Consider the following 17,090-nt stretch of genomic DNA (forward strand, 5'->3'; position numbering starts at 1 on the left):
CTCACTCCTCCATTTCACTGTATCATATTCTATTAAACTTAAAGACAAGTAAATACAGCCATTCTGGGAGATGTTTTCCAAAAGAAAAAGAGCCGCTTTATTGCGACCCTTTCACATAACCATTACTCACCTTTATATGCTTCCATATAAATTTCTTTCAGCTCTGAAATGAGAGGTAATTTTGGATTAGCTGTTGTACATTGATCTTCAAAAGCTCTTTCTGCTAATAATCCAACAACCTCTTCAAATTGGTCTTTAGCAACTCCTTGTCCTGCAATACTCATGTTTATATTTAAGCTTTTTCCAAGCTCAATAATTGCTTGGACGAGTGATTCCACACCTTCTGCTGTTGAGCCCGCTGGAAGCCCGAGCATTCTCGCGATATGTGCATAGCGTTCATCAGCTACAAAGTGCTCATATTTTGGGAACAATGCGTGTTTTCTTGGCTTAATAGCATTATAGCGAACTACGTGCGGCATAAGAATTGCATTCGCACGCCCATGCGGAATGTGAAATTCCGGTCCAATTTTATGTGCTAAGCTGTGATTAATGCCTAGGAAAGCATTTGCAAATGCCATCCCTGCGATTGCAGAAGCATTATGCATTTTTTCTCGTGCTTCTTCGTCATTTCCATCTTTAAATGCTCTTGGTAAATATTTAAATACGAGATCAATGGCCTTTAATGCTAATCCATCTGTATAGTCATTTGCTAGAACAGACACATACGCCTCGATTGCATGCGTTAATACGTCCATACCAGTGTCTGCTGTTACATGTGGTGGTACTGTCATTACAAACTGTGGATCAACAATTGCTACATCTGGTGTTAATTCATAATCCGCGAGCGGATACTTTATATTATTTTTCTTATCTGTAATAACCGCGAATGGTGTCACTTCTGATCCTGTTCCTGATGTTGTTGGAATGGCAACAAACTGCGCCTTACTTCCTAATTCCGGATATTTACATGTACGTTTTCTTATATCTAAAAACTTCTGTTTAATTCCATAGAATGTTGTTTCTGGGTGCTCATAGAAAAGCCACATTCCTTTCGCTGCATCCATAGCTGAACCACCACCAAGTGCGATAATTACATCTGGCTTAAAACTTCTCATCATTTCCGCACCTTTAAACACAGTTTCATCTGATGGATCTGGCTCGACCTCAAAGAAAACTTCGACTTTTACATCATTTGCATGTTTACGTAAATAATGCGTAACCGTATCTACATATCCGTGCTCAACCATTCCTGGATCCGTTACAATAAATGCACGTGAAATGTTAGGCATATTTGCTAAATATGCGGTCGCATGTTTTTCAAAATAAATTTTTGGTGGTAATTTGAACCACTGCATATTCTTTTTTCTATTTGCCAACCTTTTTATATTTAATAAATGCGTCGCTGTTACGTTTTGAGAAACTGAGTTTTTCCCATACGAGCCGCAACCAAGCGTAAGTGATGGAATAAATCCATTATATATGTCACCGATTCCACCTTGTGAGGAAGGGGCGTTTACAATAAGACGGCAAGCTTTCATACGTAATCCAAATTGTTTTTGTACTTCTTTATTTGTAGAATGAATGACTGCTGAATGTCCTAAACCACCGAGGTCTAACATGTCTTCGCAATATGTAAGTCCCTCTTCTAGTGAATTTGCTTTTACACAAGCTAATACTGGACTCAGTTTCTCACGAGATAGTGGATATGCTGCTCCGATACCTTGTATTTCAGCTACAAGCATTTTTGTATTTTCAGGCACAGTAATTCCAACTAATGCGGCAATGTACTGTGCTGATTTCCCTACAATATCACTATTTACTGCACATGTATTTTCATTAATAACAAGCTTTTCTAATTTTCTTCTCTCTTCTTCTGTTACAAAGTAACAATTGTTTGCAATCATTTCTTTTTTCACATCATCATAAATTTCCTTATCTACAATGATTGCTTGTTCTGATGCGCAAATCATACCGTTATCAAATGTTTTTGATAAAATTAAATCATTAACAGCTCGTTTTATATGCGCTGATTTCTCTATATAGCATGGTACATTACCAGGACCTACACCTAGCGCTGGTTTTCCAGTAGAATAAGCTGATTTCACCATACCTGCTCCTCCAGTTGCCAAAACAAGTGCAACACCTTCATGGTTCATTAATTGTTTCGTTGCTTCGACAGAAGGTCTTTCAATCCACTGAATACAATGTTTTGGTGCCCCTGCCTTCACCGCTGCATCATATACTGTTTTCGCCGCTGCAATGGAACAGTTTTGTGCTGAAGGATGAAATGCGAAAATAATTGGATTTCTCGTTTTTATCGCAATCAATGCTTTAAACATCGTTGTCGACGTTGGGTTCGTTACTGGCGTTACCCCAGCTACTACACCGACAGGTTCCGCAATTTCTATTATTTCTTCATGAGGATCTTCGTGAATAATCCCCACTGTTTTATCTTTCTTTATGCTATGCCAAATATATTCAGTAGCAAAAATATTTTTAATACATTTATCTTCATATACACCACGACCTGTTTCTTCAACAGCCAACTTTGCAAGTGGCATATGTTGATCAACACCTGCTAATGCCATTTCATGAACAATGTTGTCAATTTGCTCTTGTGTAAAACTTTCTAATGCTTGTAAAGCCTTTCGACCGTTATTCACTAACGTATCAATCATCTCTTTTACTTCCTGCATTTCATTTACAACTTTCTCTTTGACTACCATGTAAATTCCTCCTATTCTGCTATCGTGGACTAAATAAGACCCTATAGGTCATAACAAGTCCCGATTAGCGCAAAAAAAATAGAGTTGCTTTCCTACATGAACCTCATCGTTTGTGAAACATTTCACAAGTTTGTTCGTGATTAACATTTCATGAATTTAATATACATGAAATAATTTCATTTGTGTATGTCTATTTTGTGAAAAATTTCACAAAATGATGTAATAAAAATGCACTGCCTATATGAGCAGTGCATTTTTACTATGCTAACGCTTGTGCTAGATCTTCAATTAAATCTTCACCATCTTCAATACCGACAGAAATTCGAATTAATGTATCTGTAATTCCTAGCTCTTTACGACGATCTGCTGGGATTGATGCATGTGTCATTTGAGATGGAATAGAAATTAAACTTTCTACTGCTCCTAAACTTTCAGCAAGTGTAAAGTATTGTAATTTCTCAAGTACTTTATTTAATGTTTCTTCGCTATCTACATCAAATGAGATAATAGCACCAAATCCATTTGCTTGTTCTGTTGCAAGTTCATGGTTTTGATGTGACTCAAGACCTGGGTAATATACTTTATTTACTTTTGGATGGTTATTTAAAAACTCGGCAATTGCGCGTGAATTCGTTTCATGCTCTTCCATTCGAATTCCTAATGTTTTTAAACCACGAAGTAGTAAGAAGCTATCTTGTGGGCCAAGAATGCCTCCTGTTGAGTTTTGTACAAAGTGAAGGTCTTCTGCTAATTGCGGGCTATTTACAACTACTAGGCCTGCAACTACGTCACTATGACCTCCTAAATATTTCGTTGCACTATGAAGTACAATGTCTGCTCCTAAAGTAATCGGCGACTGCCAATATGGCGTCATGAATGTGTTATCGATAATTGTTAATAAATCTTTCTCTTTAGCAAGAGTAGATATTTTCTTAATATCAGTAATTTTCAGTAATGGGTTCGTTGGTGTTTCCACATAAATCGCTTTCGTATTCGGACGAATTGCTTCTACAACTTCCTCTAAGTTGGTTGTATCTACAAATGTATGCTCAATACCGAAGCGATTTAATACTTTCGTGATAACGCGGTACGTTCCACCATACACATCATCTGTTAAAATAACGTGGTCACCTTTTGAGAACAACATAATTGTAGCTGTAATAGCAGCCATTCCTGAACCAAATGCAAAACCAGCATGACCGTTTTCTAATACTGCAATCATTTCTTCTAAAGCTGCACGTGTTGGGTTGCCTGTACGTGAATATTCATATCCTTGATGCTTACCAACTGCTTCTTGTTTGTACGTACTTGTTTGATAAATCGGTACATTTACAGATCCAGTTGAAGGTTCTCCTATGCGAATACCATGAATTAACTTTGTCTTTGCTCTCATTTTTTATTCCCATCCTTTGTATATGTCTTTACTTAAATAACGCTCACTACTATCAGGAAAAATCGTTACAATATTTGTACCTGGTGCCGCTTGCTCTGCTTCAAGTAAACTTGCATGAAATGCTGCTCCTGAAGAGCTCCCAACAAGCAGTCCTTCTTTTTGCGCTAATTCCTTTACTCGTAAAAATGCATTTCGATCAGAAATTGTATGAATTTCATCAAAATAAGATGTTTTCAAAAATGGCGGGATGAATTCAAGGCCGATCCCTTCTGTTTCATGCGAACCAGCTTTACCACCATTTAAAATGGATCCTTCTGGTTCCACAATAACCGTTTTTATATCTACATTTTTTTCTTTCAAATAAGATGCAGTCCCCATGAATGTACCACCAGTTCCTGCTCCTGCAACAAATATGTTAATCTCTCCGTTAAGTGCCGACCAAAGTTCAGGACCTAGTGTTTTGAAATAAGCACGCGGGTTTGCTTCATTCGCAAACTGACTTGGAGAGTATGAATTCGGTATTTCATTTACTAATTCTTTTGCTTTTGCAATTGCGCCGGTCATTCCTTGCTCAGTCGGTGTATGCACGACCGTTGCGCCTAGTGCTTTCATTAATTCTTGTTTTTCAATACTAAATTTCTCTGGTACACAAACAATAACGCGTAAATCATGTTGTAACGCTGCAAGTGCCAGTCCAATACCAGTATTTCCAGCAGTCGGTTCAATAATTGTTCCACCCTGGGTAACAAGCCCTTTTTCTAGCGCATCTTCGATTAATTCTCTTCCTAAGCGATCCTTAACGCTTCCACCTGGGTTATAAAATTCAAGCTTCGCAAATAAACGGACCCCTTCTGGAAGTGAAAAACGAGTAATTTCTACAATTGGTGTATGACCAATTAACTCATGAACTCCACGATATACATTCATCGTGTTCTCCCCCTTATTTGCCAATAAAGAAAAGGCAACTGTATGTATTTTCTTTATATGAGACAGTTGCCTTTTTGTTACATTACTTTAACTCTTCTAGTACTTTTACGATAAAGTTTGTAGAATGAAGAGCTGCTTGATCTAAAAATTGATCAAATGAAACATTAGACTCTTTACCAGCAATATCAGAAAGTGCACGAATAATAACAAACGGAACTTCATATTGGTGGCATACTTGTGCAACAGCTGCTGCTTCCATTTCTACTGCATAAAGGTCTTCAAATTTATCACGAATTGCTGCAACGCGGTTTGGATCACTCATAAATGAATCACCTGTTGCAATCATACCTTTTACAACTTGAATATTTTCTTCTGCCTGCATACATTTCTCAGCTAATGCAACTAATGCTTCATCAGCCTTGAATCCAGGCGGCATTCCTGGTACTTGACCATACTCATAGTTAAATGCTGTAACATCTACGTCATGATGACGAACTTCTGTTGAAATAACTACATCTCCAACATTTAAAGAATGATGGAATCCACCAGCTGAACCAGTATTAATTACTTTTTCAGGCTTATATCTTTCTAATAAAATTGTCGTTGACATCGCTGCATTTACTTTACCAATACCAGACTTTAACAAGATTACTTCATGTCCTGCTAATTGCCCTTTTGTAAATTCACAACCCGCAACCGTTTCTGTTTCTGCTTGTTCTAATTTGTCACGTAAAATACGTACTTCTTCTTCCATTGCTCCAATTACAGCAATTCTCAATCTAATCCCTCTTTCTATTGCTTAGTTGCCTCCATTACCCAAACGAAATGATTTAATCTCGTAAAGGTTACATGGAAACCATTGTTTTCAAAAATAGACTGCATGACCGGAATACGTGTATAGTATTCCGTTTGCAAATCGTTTGCTAACTGATGAAAACCTCTTTGTTTTGCTGTTTCAACAGTTTTATCATATGCATCTTGATCTGCAAATATCGTATCAGCAAACACTATTTTACCACCTTTGTTTAGCAATTGACTATACTTCGCAATCGCTACATTTTTTTCATCATCTGTTAAATGATGAAATGCATAGGTGCTTACTATGGTATCAATTGAATTTGGGACTTCAAACGAAAGAAAATCACCTTCTGTAATGGAAAACTCTTTTGGCAATTTCTCTTTTGCAATCATGCGCATTTCACGTGACGGCTCTATACCGTAAACTGTGCGGCCAGCAAATAATAATTTATTTGTTAAATTACCAGTACCAACACCAAATTCTAAAACATTACCAAATGACTTGTTAACTACATCCTCTAGAATGTCCTCATAACGGGCGAAAACTTCTTTATATTGTATATCTTCGCCTTGTACAAATGAGTCGTACGTATGAGCCCACTCATCAAATAAACCATTAAATTCTGTACCCATAAAAATTCCCCTTTTTCTTATCGGTTTTATCAGTATGATATTCCCTCTTTCGAAAAATGTCAATTGAAATGTACGTGGTATTTCCTTCTTTTCTTTGTTACACTATAGTTGATTACATAGGAGAGGGGCCGTCTTCATGTCATTTACCTTTGAAATGTTAGAAGATAAAGTAGAATTTTTTGAAGCGGGAGACTTAGCTTCTTTAGAACGAAAAATTAGTGAACAAATCGATAATAATAAAGCACTTATGCTTGAAGTTCATCACATCTCGCATCAAATGGTTATGGATCCCGAAAGCAAAAGACCATATTATAGCGCGGTTGTTCATTTTAAATTAAAGAAATTATACTAACTAAAAAAGAGAAGCTCCTAAGGAGCCTCTCTTTTTTAGTTTAGAGTTTGAACAAGTACTGGTTTCCAGCCCTCATTTTCTACCCAATCAATATTCACATAATATTTTTTACCTGATTGTTTATCTTGTACGTTACCGTAAGCTTTATTCTTACCGTTATTTCCAATTCTATGGATAACTAATTGATTTACTGGAACGTCAATTGCAGCTGAAATCGCTTGATTCATCTCATTCCAATCTGCTGTACCTTTTTTAAACGTCATCGCAGGTGTTGCACCTTGCTCTGTACCTACTGGCTTCCAAGAAGATTTCGTATAAGCATCTGTTGCCTGTGACTGTGTTTTTTCAGCCGGTGCTTTCTCGTTAGCTTTCGCTTCTTCTTCAGCTTTTTTCTGTTCTTCCTCAGCCTTTTGCTTCTCTTCTTCTTCCTGCTTCTTAGCCTCTGTCTTATCTTGCTCGTTCTTCTTCGTCTCTTCTTTGCCTTTAGCTTTCTCAGCTTTATTCTCTTTCGTTGTTTGCTGAGCTACTTTTTTATCACTAGAAGACGCTTGCTCTTTTCTTTCAGGAACAAACAATTGATATGATACAATAGCTACTAATATTAATACAATTGCAATTGCAATATTTAAAACACCGTTTTGACGACGTTTTTGTTGTTTCTGTTGGAATCTAGATCCTCCTGCCATTCTTCAAACCTCCATGCAGTTTTTCATACTTGCTATTGTAACATTAAATCTAGAAAGGTTGAACATTTACAATAATATTTTCACGAAATGAAAACATTTCACTATGAATTGCAAGATTACTTTTCATTCTCTAATCGATAGATTGATTCTACGATAGCTTTGAAAATAGGTGTAACTTTATTTACATTGCTATTCGTTTCTATATCCACGACAACTAAAGCATATCTTGGATTTTCATATGGAAAATAACCTGCAAACCAACGATTCACTTTCGTCCCTTTTCCTGTTTGCGCTGTCCCAGATTTTCCAGCGACACTTAGTGGTAACGACCTGAATGCGGCTCCTGTTCCTTTCTCCGTTGTTACAACGCCCCTTAATAACTCTTGTAATGTTTTCACCGTTTCATACGAAAGCTGTTTTCCACCTAATGTATGGTCTTCAAACGTATAAAAGTCCGTTCCATTTTTATACATTATCTTTTCAACAGCTTTCACTTCCATCTTTTCTCCATCTCTAGCAATCGTCGCCATCATATTTGCAATCGCTAGAGGTGACATGCGTACATCTTTCTGTCCAATTGCTGTTTGCGCTACCGCCTTTTTACTACTCTTATTTCCTTCACTTTCCCAAATGGTAACACTCTTCTCCTCTGGCATCTGCTCAAAATGAGTTGTATGAAATACAGAACCTTTCCATCCAACCTTACCAGCGCCTCCTAAAGCTGCTACGTAAGTTTCTAACACCATCTTATCCTTTTGCATTAGCTCGTTACCTAACTCTGAAAATGTCCTGTTACAGCTTCTAGCAAAGCTCTCTTTAAAACTAAGTGTACCCATCATAACTTGTGGGTGTTCTTCACCATATAAATCTTTATTACAATTAAATGTACGATTAAACATATTTTCATTTTGATCAATCACTGCCGCTGCAACTATTGTTTTAAAAACAGAACCGGGAAAATGTGGTGTTAACATTTGATTTTCAAGTGTAGTTTTATATAAACGCTCATCTTTCACCTGTACAGATGGTTTACTGACCATCGCTAAAATTTCATTTTTCTTTACATCAAGTAACACTAATCCCCCCTTCTTTATTTCGCTTGCTTCAACCACTTCTTCTGCTTTTTGCTGTAACCCTTTATGTAAAGTAGTTTGAATCGTCACTGGATAAAATGGATTTCCAGGCGACGTATATTTCGCTTGTTTTCCAAAAATCGGTTCTCCTTGTCGGTCAACCTGATACAATACTTTTGCCTCTCCATCGGTCAAAAGAAATTCATCAAACGATTGCTGCAATCCTGAAATGCCAATTGGCGTTTGCTTTGAAATTTTTCTTACTTCTCCGTATCGTTTTTGAAATTCTCGTTCATTCTCACCCACATCGCCAATTAAATGATTCATCACGCCTGTTTGCCGTAAACGAACTTCAGCTGCTACAATACCTAATACATTTAATTGATTGACCTTCTCCATCTGCTCTCGTGCCAAGCGAAATGGTCCATTTCCTCTTCGCATGATAAATGCACTTTTCTTATCTTTCATTTGACTTTCAATCTCTTGTCTCGACACACCAATGATATGCGCAATTTTCTCTAACATGTCATTTTTTATTTGTAGAAATGGAAAAACAATTAAAACAGGATACTTTTTCTCACCTATTTCCTTACCGTTCCGATCTATAAAATGGCCTCGTCCATCATCTACCGTAATGGATTGCGTCCGTTGTGTAACACTTTTTTCGATTAAATTTATCTTGCGACTAGTAAATGATTCCGTACCTATAATTTGTATTTGAATTAAACGACAAAGTAATATAAACATGACACATATAAAACAAATTAAAACAATTGTAATTCTCCGCTTTATTTTCATAAAAAAACACCTCGTCTATTGTAGTTTAGACGAGGTACTATTTTATTTATACAAGCCCTAAATTAAAATAGGTATTATATATGCTATTATTGCTTCTTTGGCTTCTCTAGAAATTTCAGAAGAAGCGATCTAAATTCTGTTTCATTCACTCCATTATTTTTGGCAACTTCGATTACAGTAGTTGTTACGTTAGCCGCTACTTTTAAATATTCCTTACTTAAATTATTCATTTCATTTCTTTTTTCTTTTGCATTCTCGACTGTTACAGACTCAATACAAACAATCATCTTATCTACAATTTGTAAGTAATTATTTTGTGCATCTATTATTTTTTGAATATCATCTTTATTACTTACTTTCGATTGTTTTAAATATGTATATGCTTGATTCACTTCATCCTTTAAAATTTTATCATTATTCTTCGCCTGTTCTTGCAACATATTCTTCATGTCATCTATTGTTTTTTGATCCATCGAATCTCGCAATAAATAATCTGGATTCCCAATCGCATAATCGTACTTAATTGTTACATCTTGAAATATTTTCATGACAATAGCTAATTGATATGCTAAATCAAATTCATCAAATTCCTTTTTTTCTCGTGGATTTTCTACGCTTTTTGAACTCTCAGTTGCTCTAGTATCCTTTTTTTCTTCTTGCTTTACTTTTTCGCCCTTTGATGATGTAGTTTCCTCATTCGTTCCGCACGCAGCAAGCGCTAATATAGATATACTACAAACCAGTCCTGTAAAAATTTTATGTTTCATAATTAGCCCCTTTTCCCCTTTAAAACCTATAGTTCCTAATTATGATATCAAAGCTTCAGGTGATTTTTTGACATTTTTTGTCGAACCATTCGAATGTTTATACAATTTTTTCGTTCTACAAATAAAATAAAAAAGATTCTCCCATCGGGAGAATCTTTTTATTTTACAGAGATAATCTCTACTTGCATTTCTCCACCTGGAGTTTGGATTGCTACCTTCTCACCAATTTGCTTACCTAATAAGCTTTTTGCAATTGGAGAATCGTTAGAAATTCTTCCTTCAAATGGATCTGCTTCTGCGCTACCTACGATTGTGTAAGATTCTTCATCTCCACCTGGTAACTCTTTAAATGTTACTGTTTTACCTAATGTAACAACTGTAGATTCTTCACCGTTATCTGTGATGATAACTGCGTTACGAATCATGTTTTCTAATTGTGTAATACGTCCTTCTACGAACGCTTGCTCATCTTTTGCTGCATCGTACTCAGAGTTCTCAGAAAGATCTCCGAAGCTACGTGCAATCTTAATTCGCTCTACAACCTCTTTACGTTTTACCGTTTTTAAATCTTCAAGTTCGTTCTCTAGCTTTTGCTTACCCTCTTGCGTCATAGGGTATGTTTTTTCTGTTGCCATATTTTCCACTCCTTTTATATACCAATCCCCCGAAAAAAAGAGGAGTTCCATATGAAAACTCCCCCACTTATATGCATAGCGGAGGTTTCTAGCACGCCTGTACTAGCGGAGTTGTCACATACAACCCCGTATTCCCAATTCTTCTTTATATAAAGAAGATATGTATGGAAAGTTGATATAAATATGCCCTCACCTATATATAGATGAGGTTGCATGTTTCATTGTATTCGATAGGACGGGAAAAAATCCCTTCCTATCGTATATCTTTTACTATGCTATTACAAATTTACTTTTTGTTCAAGAATTGTTGCAATTTTTGTCACCATAATATCAATTGCAACATGGTTTTGTCCACCTTCAGGGATAATAATATCCGCAAATTTCTTAGAAGGCTCAATAAATTGATTGTGCATTGGACGTACAACACTTACGTATTGATCAATAACTGAATCCATCGTACGACCGCGCTCTTTAATATCACGCTGCATGCGGCGTAAAATACGAAGATCTGCATCTGTATCAACGAATAGCTTAATGTCCATTAACTCACAAAGACGTGGGTCTTCTAAAATAAGAATTCCTTCTAAAATGATTACATCTTTCGGCTCAACTGGAATAACTTCTTCTGAACGCGTATGCAATGTATAGTCATATACAGGCTTATCAATTTGCTCATATGCAAGTAACTGCTGCAAATGTTCAATTAACAGATCATTATCAAACGCAAGCGGATGATCATAATTTGTTTTTAAACGCTCTTCCATTGGTAAATGGCTTTGATCTTTGTAATAATAATCTTGCTCTAAGATTAAAATAGAATGACCTTTAAAATGGTCAAAAATCGCTTTCGTTACACTCGTTTTACCTGATCCCGAACCACCAGCAATTCCAATTACAACAGGCTTATTCGTCCCCATTCGACTATCAACTCTTTCTTATTGAAGTATGCTTTTGCGCATCATATTATTCACATACACTGGTTGATCCACTTTGAATTTCACGATTTGCAACGGATGTCTCGCTGCATCTAATTCGTTTCCATCCTCATCCCAAATTTTCTCCACCGTCTGCGTAAAGTTTTCTATTTCTGGCCCAAAGAACTCCACTTCATGTCCTGGTTTGAAATGATTACGTTGCTCAATCGTTACGATGCCCGTTTCTTCATTATAATCTAACACTAAACCAGCGAAATCATACGTTGTTTTCTTACTATGATTTCCAAACATTTGCTCTTGATGTCCTGGAACCCCTTCAAAGAATGCAGGAGCTGTATCACGATTTGCACATTTATCCAGCTCATCTAACCATTCTTGTTTAAACTCAAAGTTATCCGGATCCGCACAATATGCATCAATTACTTTACGGTATACAGTCGCTACAGTCGCTACGTAATGGATTGATTTCATACGTCCTTCAACCTTTAAACTATCAATTCCAATTTCAATCATTTTCGGAATTGATAAAATTAAATTTAAGTCTTTTGGACTCATTGCAAAGTGAGCATCTTCTTCTTGGAATAGAGGCAGCTCTTTTGCATCTTTATGTTGTGATACTGTTTGAACTAAATCATAGTCCCAGCGGCAAGATTGACAACAACCACCACGGTTAGAGTCACGTGCCGTCATATGGTTACTTAACGTACATCTGCCTGAATATGCGATACACATTGCACCATGGACGAATGCTTCAATTTCAATATCCACTTTTTCTTTAATTTCTTTCATTTCTTCATAGCTTGCTTCACGAGCTAATACAAGACGATGTAAACCTTCTTCTTTCCAATACTGTGCTGCTTTCCAGTTGGATAGTGATTGTTGTGTACTTAAATGTACTTCAACAGAAGGCGCTACACGTTTACAAGTCTCAATAATAAGCGGATCAGCAACGATAATTCCCGTTACGCCAGCTTTTTCAATCCCTTTTAAATATTCCTCTAGCCCGTCCATATTTTCATTATGTGCAAAGATATTTGTTGTTACATATATTTTTGCTCCATATTTCTTCGCAAATTTCACACCTTCTGCCATTTCTTCCAGTGTAAAGTTACCTGCATTCGAACGAAGACCAAATTCTTGTCCACCTAAATATACAGCATCTGCCCCATAATGGATAGCTACTTTTAATTTTTCTAAGTTACCCGCAGGGATTAACAGTTCAGGTTTCTTCACAATAACGCGTTTGCCATCGATTACTCGTGAAATTTCTTGTACAGTCATTTCCTACACCCTCCTCGTTTAGTAAACCGTCTCTTTAAAGAAGAATCCTGTATCTAACGGACGATTTACCGGTTGCATTTCTTCTATCTCTTTATATAAATCGTCTTTCACGTCATAATACGCATCACGATCTTCTACACATAAATCAATTGCTTTACGATATTTCTTCGTTACCTCAATAATGTATGCAGAGCTTTTTAGTACACCATCAATTTTTAAGCTATCTACTTCACCATCAATTAGTTCCTCTAATTCATCGATGAAACAAATATCGTTTGGACTCATAATATGAGTACCATTTTCATCTTCATAAATTGGATATTTATTGTTACGCTCTGGGTCATATAAGAACATATTCTCTTCATATTTTTTCTTTTCAATGTCAAGATTACGCCCTTGATACTCAAAGTAGTTTCCTACTAGCGAACGCTTTGATTGGAACATGCAAGTCATACCGTGAATTTGTACTTCAAGCTCCACTTCAGCATTTTCTTTTAATTCAACAATTTCATCTAAGCTAAGCTCACGAGCTAATACAGCGCGCTTTGCTCCTCTTTGTCCCCAGTAGTTACAAGTGAACCAGTTTGTTGCTGTTGTTTCTGTATTCCAGTGCAACTGCATATTTGGCGCTACTTCGCGAACGGCCATTAATACTGCTGGATCCCCGAAGACAATTGCATCTACACTTACTTCGTTTAAAAATGCAACATAATCTGTTAATTCTTCTACTTTATCGTTGTGGAACATAGCGTTCATTGCTACGTATACTTTTACACCATTTTCATGTGCAATCTTCACAGCTTGTTTCACATCTTCACGTGAAAATTCCCCTGCTAAACGTAAACCAAACTTTTGCTCACCAATCATTACCGCATCTGCTCCTGCTTTCGCAAGAGGTTCGATATCCGCCACTGCTTTTGGCGTTACTAACAATTCAGGTTTCTTCATACCTTGGTCACCCTCTCTTTTTACTAACAGCTACTCCATCACCAATTGGGAAAATCGTTGTATCATATCCTTCATGGTTCATAAGCCATTCATTGTACGTCTTAATACGACGGATTAAACCACGTGTACGTCTGTTTTCGATTTTCTCTTTTGTCGTCACAAGGCCATGGTACATAACATTATCTGAAATAATTACGCCACCAGGATTTAATAACGGTTCATATAAGTCAAAAAAGCGACGATATTGTCCTTTTGCTGCATCAATAAAAATAACATCAAATGTTCCATGTTCTTCTACTTGTTCGCCTGTTTCTAACGCATCACCGTAAATAACGGAAATACGCTCTTTAACTGGTGAACGTTCTATATATTCAAGTGCTTTTTCATATCGCTCGCGATTGCGCTCAACTGTCACAATGCGAGAATTTGGAATAGCTTGCATCATACGAATACTAGAATAGCCAATTGCTGTACCAAGCTCTAAAATGCTTTTTGGTCCAATTAAACGTAAAAATTGCAACATAAATTCCATTCCAAGTCGATCCATAATCGGCACATGATTTTCTTTCGCATAGTCTTCCATTTCAAGAATTAATTTATCTTTTGGATCAATAAATGATAATAGGTACTCGTTAACTGCATCCTCCATAATGGTCCTCCTTATTTACATGGAGAAGTGCCTCTATGACGTCTTTTCACACATAGAATGCAATAAAAATACAAGCCAGCTTCACCCTTAGCTTGTACGTCCCGTTTTGATATTAAAAACGATTCTTCTGCCAGTTTTTAACCCGATATATTTTACCACAAAAAAGAGGGATGTGCGACTTTTTTCGCTATCCCTCCCCATTTCACTGTTTTTTCGTAATATATTTTTGCTTTAATGCATTATGCTCTTCCAATGTTTTCGCATAGTACACTTCACCAGTTGGTGCAGCTAAGAAATAATAATAATCCGTTTGCGCAGGTTCTAATGCAGCCTCCACTGAATGCTTACCAGAGTTCGCAATCGGACCAACCGGCAATCCTTTCACAACATACGTATTGTACGGTGAGTTTATCTTTAAATCTTCATATAATACACGTTGTTTATGCTTTCCAAGTGCGTATAATACCGTTGGATCAGTTTGCAGTGGCATACCTTTCGCTAAACGATTATAAAAGACGCTAGAAATCTTTTGACGATCTGTAAAGCCTGTTGCCTCTTCTTCAATAAGTGAAGACAATGTTAAAAGCTGGTGAACATCCCAGTTCTTCGCTTTCATTTTCGCCTCATTTTGAACAATGATTGCATTCGTTTTCTCAAGCATTGGGATTACGATTTCTTCTAACGTCGTATCTTTTTTATAGAAAGAGTACGTCGCAGGATATAAATAACCTTCTAATGGATATTTAATATTGCTATCAAAGATTTTATCCGTTAACAACTTCGGATACTTTTGCTGCATTTTTTGAATAAATGCTTTATCGTTTAATTGACGTACGACATCATCTTTATTCCACTTTAATTCGTTTGCAACCGTTTCTGCAATTTCAGTTACTTGTGCCCCTTCTTTTATCGTCACTTTATAAAGAGCTGGACGATGTACATTACCAGATGACATTTGTTCAATAACATCTGAGGCATTCATTGAAGGATTTAATAAATATGTACCCGCTTGTAAATTTTTAGATTTAGCCTTTGTATAAAAACTAAAAACTGTACCGTTTTTCACAGCACCTTTTTCTTCTAAAATCTCACCAATTTTACTAGTAGATGATCCTTTTGGAATTTCTACTTCCATCTCTTTTTTATTCCCGCTATCAACTGGTCCTAATGCGGATGAAATATACGCATAGACTGAACCACAAACTAAAAGCAGTGCAATAATCGAAAATAAAAAAATGCGTCTACGCTTCTTTTTCACTTGATTCTCTATCAACACTCTTCCTCCTTAATTAAATTGTAGACCGTATGTATATCTTTCTATACAACACGATATAAAAACACAATAAATTTATTTATCTTTTTTAGATAGACATTTTATTTTTCTACAATCCGTCTCATTATACTACAAAGGATTACAAGGTTTCGACAAAAAATCTTTCATTTTACATATAAAAAAAGATGGACTATATGTCGTCCACCTTTTAGTACTTATTATTCAGCTTCTTGCTCATCAGCTAGAGTGTTGAACATTTCTTGTACCATTTCCCACTCTTCTTCAGATTCGATTGGAAGTAAACTTCCGCCCTCTTCTTCATTTTGCTCATAAGCCATTGCATCATAAATTGGGTCTCCATCTTCGTCTACTTCTCCGATTGGAGAGAAGACTACGTATGATTTTTTGCCAAATTTTTCAGCATCAAAAGTGAAAATAATTTCACATAAATGTTCGTTACCTTTTTCGTCTACAATTGTAATTTGATTTTCTTCCATTTTGGTCACCTCTTATTTACTATCTAAAAATCCTTGTAAGATTACGACTGCAGCCATCTTATCGATTACTTGCTTTCGCTTCTTACGGCTTACATCAGCTGAAATGAGCAAACGTTCCGCTGCCATCGTTGACAAACGCTCGTCCCACATTACAACGTCTAATTGTAACAGCTCTCGTAGGTTTTCTGCAAATTGTTGGCACGCTTCACCACGTGGGCCAATTGTACCATTCATATTTTTAGGTAAACCTACTACTATTTTGTCCACATTGTACTGCTTTACTAACTCAGAAATACGATCAAAACCAAAGTGACCTCGTTCTTCGTTAATTTTAATTGTTTCTAATCCTTGCGCTGTCCAGCCCATTTCGTCGCTCATTGCAACTCCGACTGTTTTTGTACCTACATCTAAACCTAATATCCGCATAAACTACTCCTCACGATGATGTTTCAAGTAAGACTTCACAAGCTCTTCAATTAACTCATCACGTTCAAGCTTGCGAATGATGCTTCGTGCATCTTTATGGCGAGGTATGTATGCTGGGTCTCCACTTAATAAATAACCGACGATTTGGTTAATCGGATTATAGCCTTTTTCTTGAAGTGCATCATACACAGTTAAAAGTACATCATTTACATGGACACTCTGTTTTTCATCTTGAATGCTAAACTTCATTGTTTTATCAAAACCGTCCATTTCAAGCACCTCACTTATATAGT

At 36.5% G+C, this 17,090-nt stretch carries 18 protein-coding genes; 1 reads left to right on the forward strand and 17 read right to left on the reverse strand.

Going from position 1 to position 17,090, the window contains the following annotated elements:
- Nucleotides 1-122 precede the first annotated feature (122 nt).
- The 5 genes from adhE to JDS82_RS12385 all read right to left on the reverse strand — a co-directional run bounded on the left by adhE (nucleotide 123) and on the right by JDS82_RS12385 (nucleotide 6,477).
- On the reverse strand, nucleotides 123-2,726 hold the full coding sequence (gene adhE / locus JDS82_RS12365; RefSeq protein WP_097814980.1) for a bifunctional acetaldehyde-CoA/alcohol dehydrogenase: 2,604 nt from the start codon (nucleotides 2,724-2,726) through the stop codon (nucleotides 123-125).
- 259 nt (nucleotides 2,727-2,985) lie between these two features.
- A complete protein-coding gene (locus JDS82_RS12370; protein WP_001201925.1) occupies nucleotides 2,986-4,119 on the reverse strand; it encodes a bifunctional cystathionine gamma-lyase/homocysteine desulfhydrase in 1,134 nt (377 codons plus the stop codon).
- A gap of 3 nt (nucleotides 4,120-4,122) precedes the next feature.
- Nucleotides 4,123-5,046, reverse strand: a complete 924-nt coding sequence (locus JDS82_RS12375) for an O-acetylserine dependent cystathionine beta-synthase (protein WP_048562250.1) — start codon at nucleotides 5,044-5,046, stop codon at nucleotides 4,123-4,125.
- Nucleotides 5,047-5,128: 82 nt separating this feature from the next.
- Complete coding sequence (gene mtnN, locus JDS82_RS12380) at nucleotides 5,129-5,824, reverse strand: 5'-methylthioadenosine/S-adenosylhomocysteine nucleosidase (protein WP_001217038.1); 696 nt, start codon at nucleotides 5,822-5,824, stop codon at nucleotides 5,129-5,131.
- 14 nt (nucleotides 5,825-5,838) lie between these two features.
- Entirely contained in the window at nucleotides 5,839-6,477 is a 639-nt protein-coding gene (locus tag JDS82_RS12385) for a class I SAM-dependent DNA methyltransferase (RefSeq protein WP_016086190.1), read from the reverse strand.
- 136 nt (nucleotides 6,478-6,613) lie between these two features.
- Here JDS82_RS12385 and JDS82_RS12390 point away from each other — a divergent pair, with 136 nt between their 5' ends.
- On the forward strand, nucleotides 6,614-6,829 hold the full coding sequence (locus JDS82_RS12390) for a YrzA family protein (RefSeq protein ID WP_000010985.1): 216 nt from the start codon (nucleotides 6,614-6,616) through the stop codon (nucleotides 6,827-6,829).
- A 35-nt stretch (nucleotides 6,830-6,864) separates the two neighbouring features.
- Here the strand turns inward: JDS82_RS12390 and JDS82_RS12395 are convergent, their stop codons facing one another.
- The 12 genes from JDS82_RS12395 to JDS82_RS12450 form a co-directional block, all read right to left on the reverse strand.
- Nucleotides 6,865-7,515, reverse strand: coding sequence for a YrrS family protein (locus tag JDS82_RS12395; protein ID WP_000897090.1), 651 nt, complete (start codon nucleotides 7,513-7,515; stop codon nucleotides 6,865-6,867).
- 116 nt (nucleotides 7,516-7,631) lie between these two features.
- On the reverse strand, nucleotides 7,632-9,386 hold the full coding sequence (locus JDS82_RS12400; protein ID WP_199713402.1) for a peptidoglycan D,D-transpeptidase FtsI family protein: 1,755 nt from the start codon (nucleotides 9,384-9,386) through the stop codon (nucleotides 7,632-7,634).
- Nucleotides 9,387-9,472: 86 nt separating this feature from the next.
- Nucleotides 9,473-10,153: a hypothetical protein gene (locus tag JDS82_RS12405; protein WP_048565734.1), complete on the reverse strand. Its 681-nt coding sequence runs from the start codon at nucleotides 10,151-10,153 to the stop codon at nucleotides 9,473-9,475.
- A 158-nt stretch (nucleotides 10,154-10,311) separates the two neighbouring features.
- Nucleotides 10,312-10,788 (reverse strand): transcription elongation factor GreA, encoded by a 477-nt coding sequence (gene greA / locus JDS82_RS12410; protein ID WP_000179964.1) that lies wholly within the window; start codon nucleotides 10,786-10,788, stop codon nucleotides 10,312-10,314.
- A 278-nt stretch (nucleotides 10,789-11,066) separates the two neighbouring features.
- Entirely contained in the window at nucleotides 11,067-11,705 is a 639-nt protein-coding gene (gene udk, locus JDS82_RS12415) for a uridine kinase (RefSeq protein ID WP_000537082.1), read from the reverse strand.
- Between the two features lie 18 nt (nucleotides 11,706-11,723).
- On the reverse strand, nucleotides 11,724-13,004 hold the full coding sequence (locus JDS82_RS12420; protein ID WP_000217975.1) for a peptidase U32 family protein: 1,281 nt from the start codon (nucleotides 13,002-13,004) through the stop codon (nucleotides 11,724-11,726).
- Nucleotides 13,005-13,022: 18 nt separating this feature from the next.
- Nucleotides 13,023-13,952: a peptidase U32 family protein gene (locus JDS82_RS12425; protein ID WP_000742784.1), complete on the reverse strand. Its 930-nt coding sequence runs from the start codon at nucleotides 13,950-13,952 to the stop codon at nucleotides 13,023-13,025.
- A gap of 7 nt (nucleotides 13,953-13,959) precedes the next feature.
- On the reverse strand, nucleotides 13,960-14,601 hold the full coding sequence (locus JDS82_RS12430; protein ID WP_000389094.1) for an O-methyltransferase: 642 nt from the start codon (nucleotides 14,599-14,601) through the stop codon (nucleotides 13,960-13,962).
- Between the two features lie 202 nt (nucleotides 14,602-14,803).
- Nucleotides 14,804-15,874 carry an endolytic transglycosylase MltG gene (gene mltG, locus JDS82_RS12435; protein ID WP_000572145.1) on the reverse strand — a complete coding sequence of 357 codons (1,071 nt, stop codon included), beginning with the start codon at nucleotides 15,872-15,874 and terminating at the stop codon, nucleotides 14,804-14,806.
- 218 nt (nucleotides 15,875-16,092) lie between these two features.
- Complete coding sequence (locus JDS82_RS12440; protein ID WP_000392245.1) at nucleotides 16,093-16,371, reverse strand: DUF1292 domain-containing protein; 279 nt, start codon at nucleotides 16,369-16,371, stop codon at nucleotides 16,093-16,095.
- A 12-nt stretch (nucleotides 16,372-16,383) separates the two neighbouring features.
- Nucleotides 16,384-16,797, reverse strand: coding sequence for a Holliday junction resolvase RuvX (ruvX, locus tag JDS82_RS12445; protein WP_001221202.1), 414 nt, complete (start codon nucleotides 16,795-16,797; stop codon nucleotides 16,384-16,386).
- Nucleotides 16,798-16,800: 3 nt separating this feature from the next.
- Nucleotides 16,801-17,067 carry an IreB family regulatory phosphoprotein gene (locus JDS82_RS12450; protein ID WP_000348590.1) on the reverse strand — a complete coding sequence of 89 codons (267 nt, stop codon included), beginning with the start codon at nucleotides 17,065-17,067 and terminating at the stop codon, nucleotides 16,801-16,803.
- Nucleotides 17,068-17,090 lie beyond the last annotated feature (23 nt).

This window comes from Bacillus cereus group sp. N14, from assembly GCF_016483555.1.
Taxonomy (GTDB): Bacteria; Bacillota; Bacilli; order Bacillales; family Bacillaceae_G; genus Bacillus_A; species Bacillus_A wiedmannii.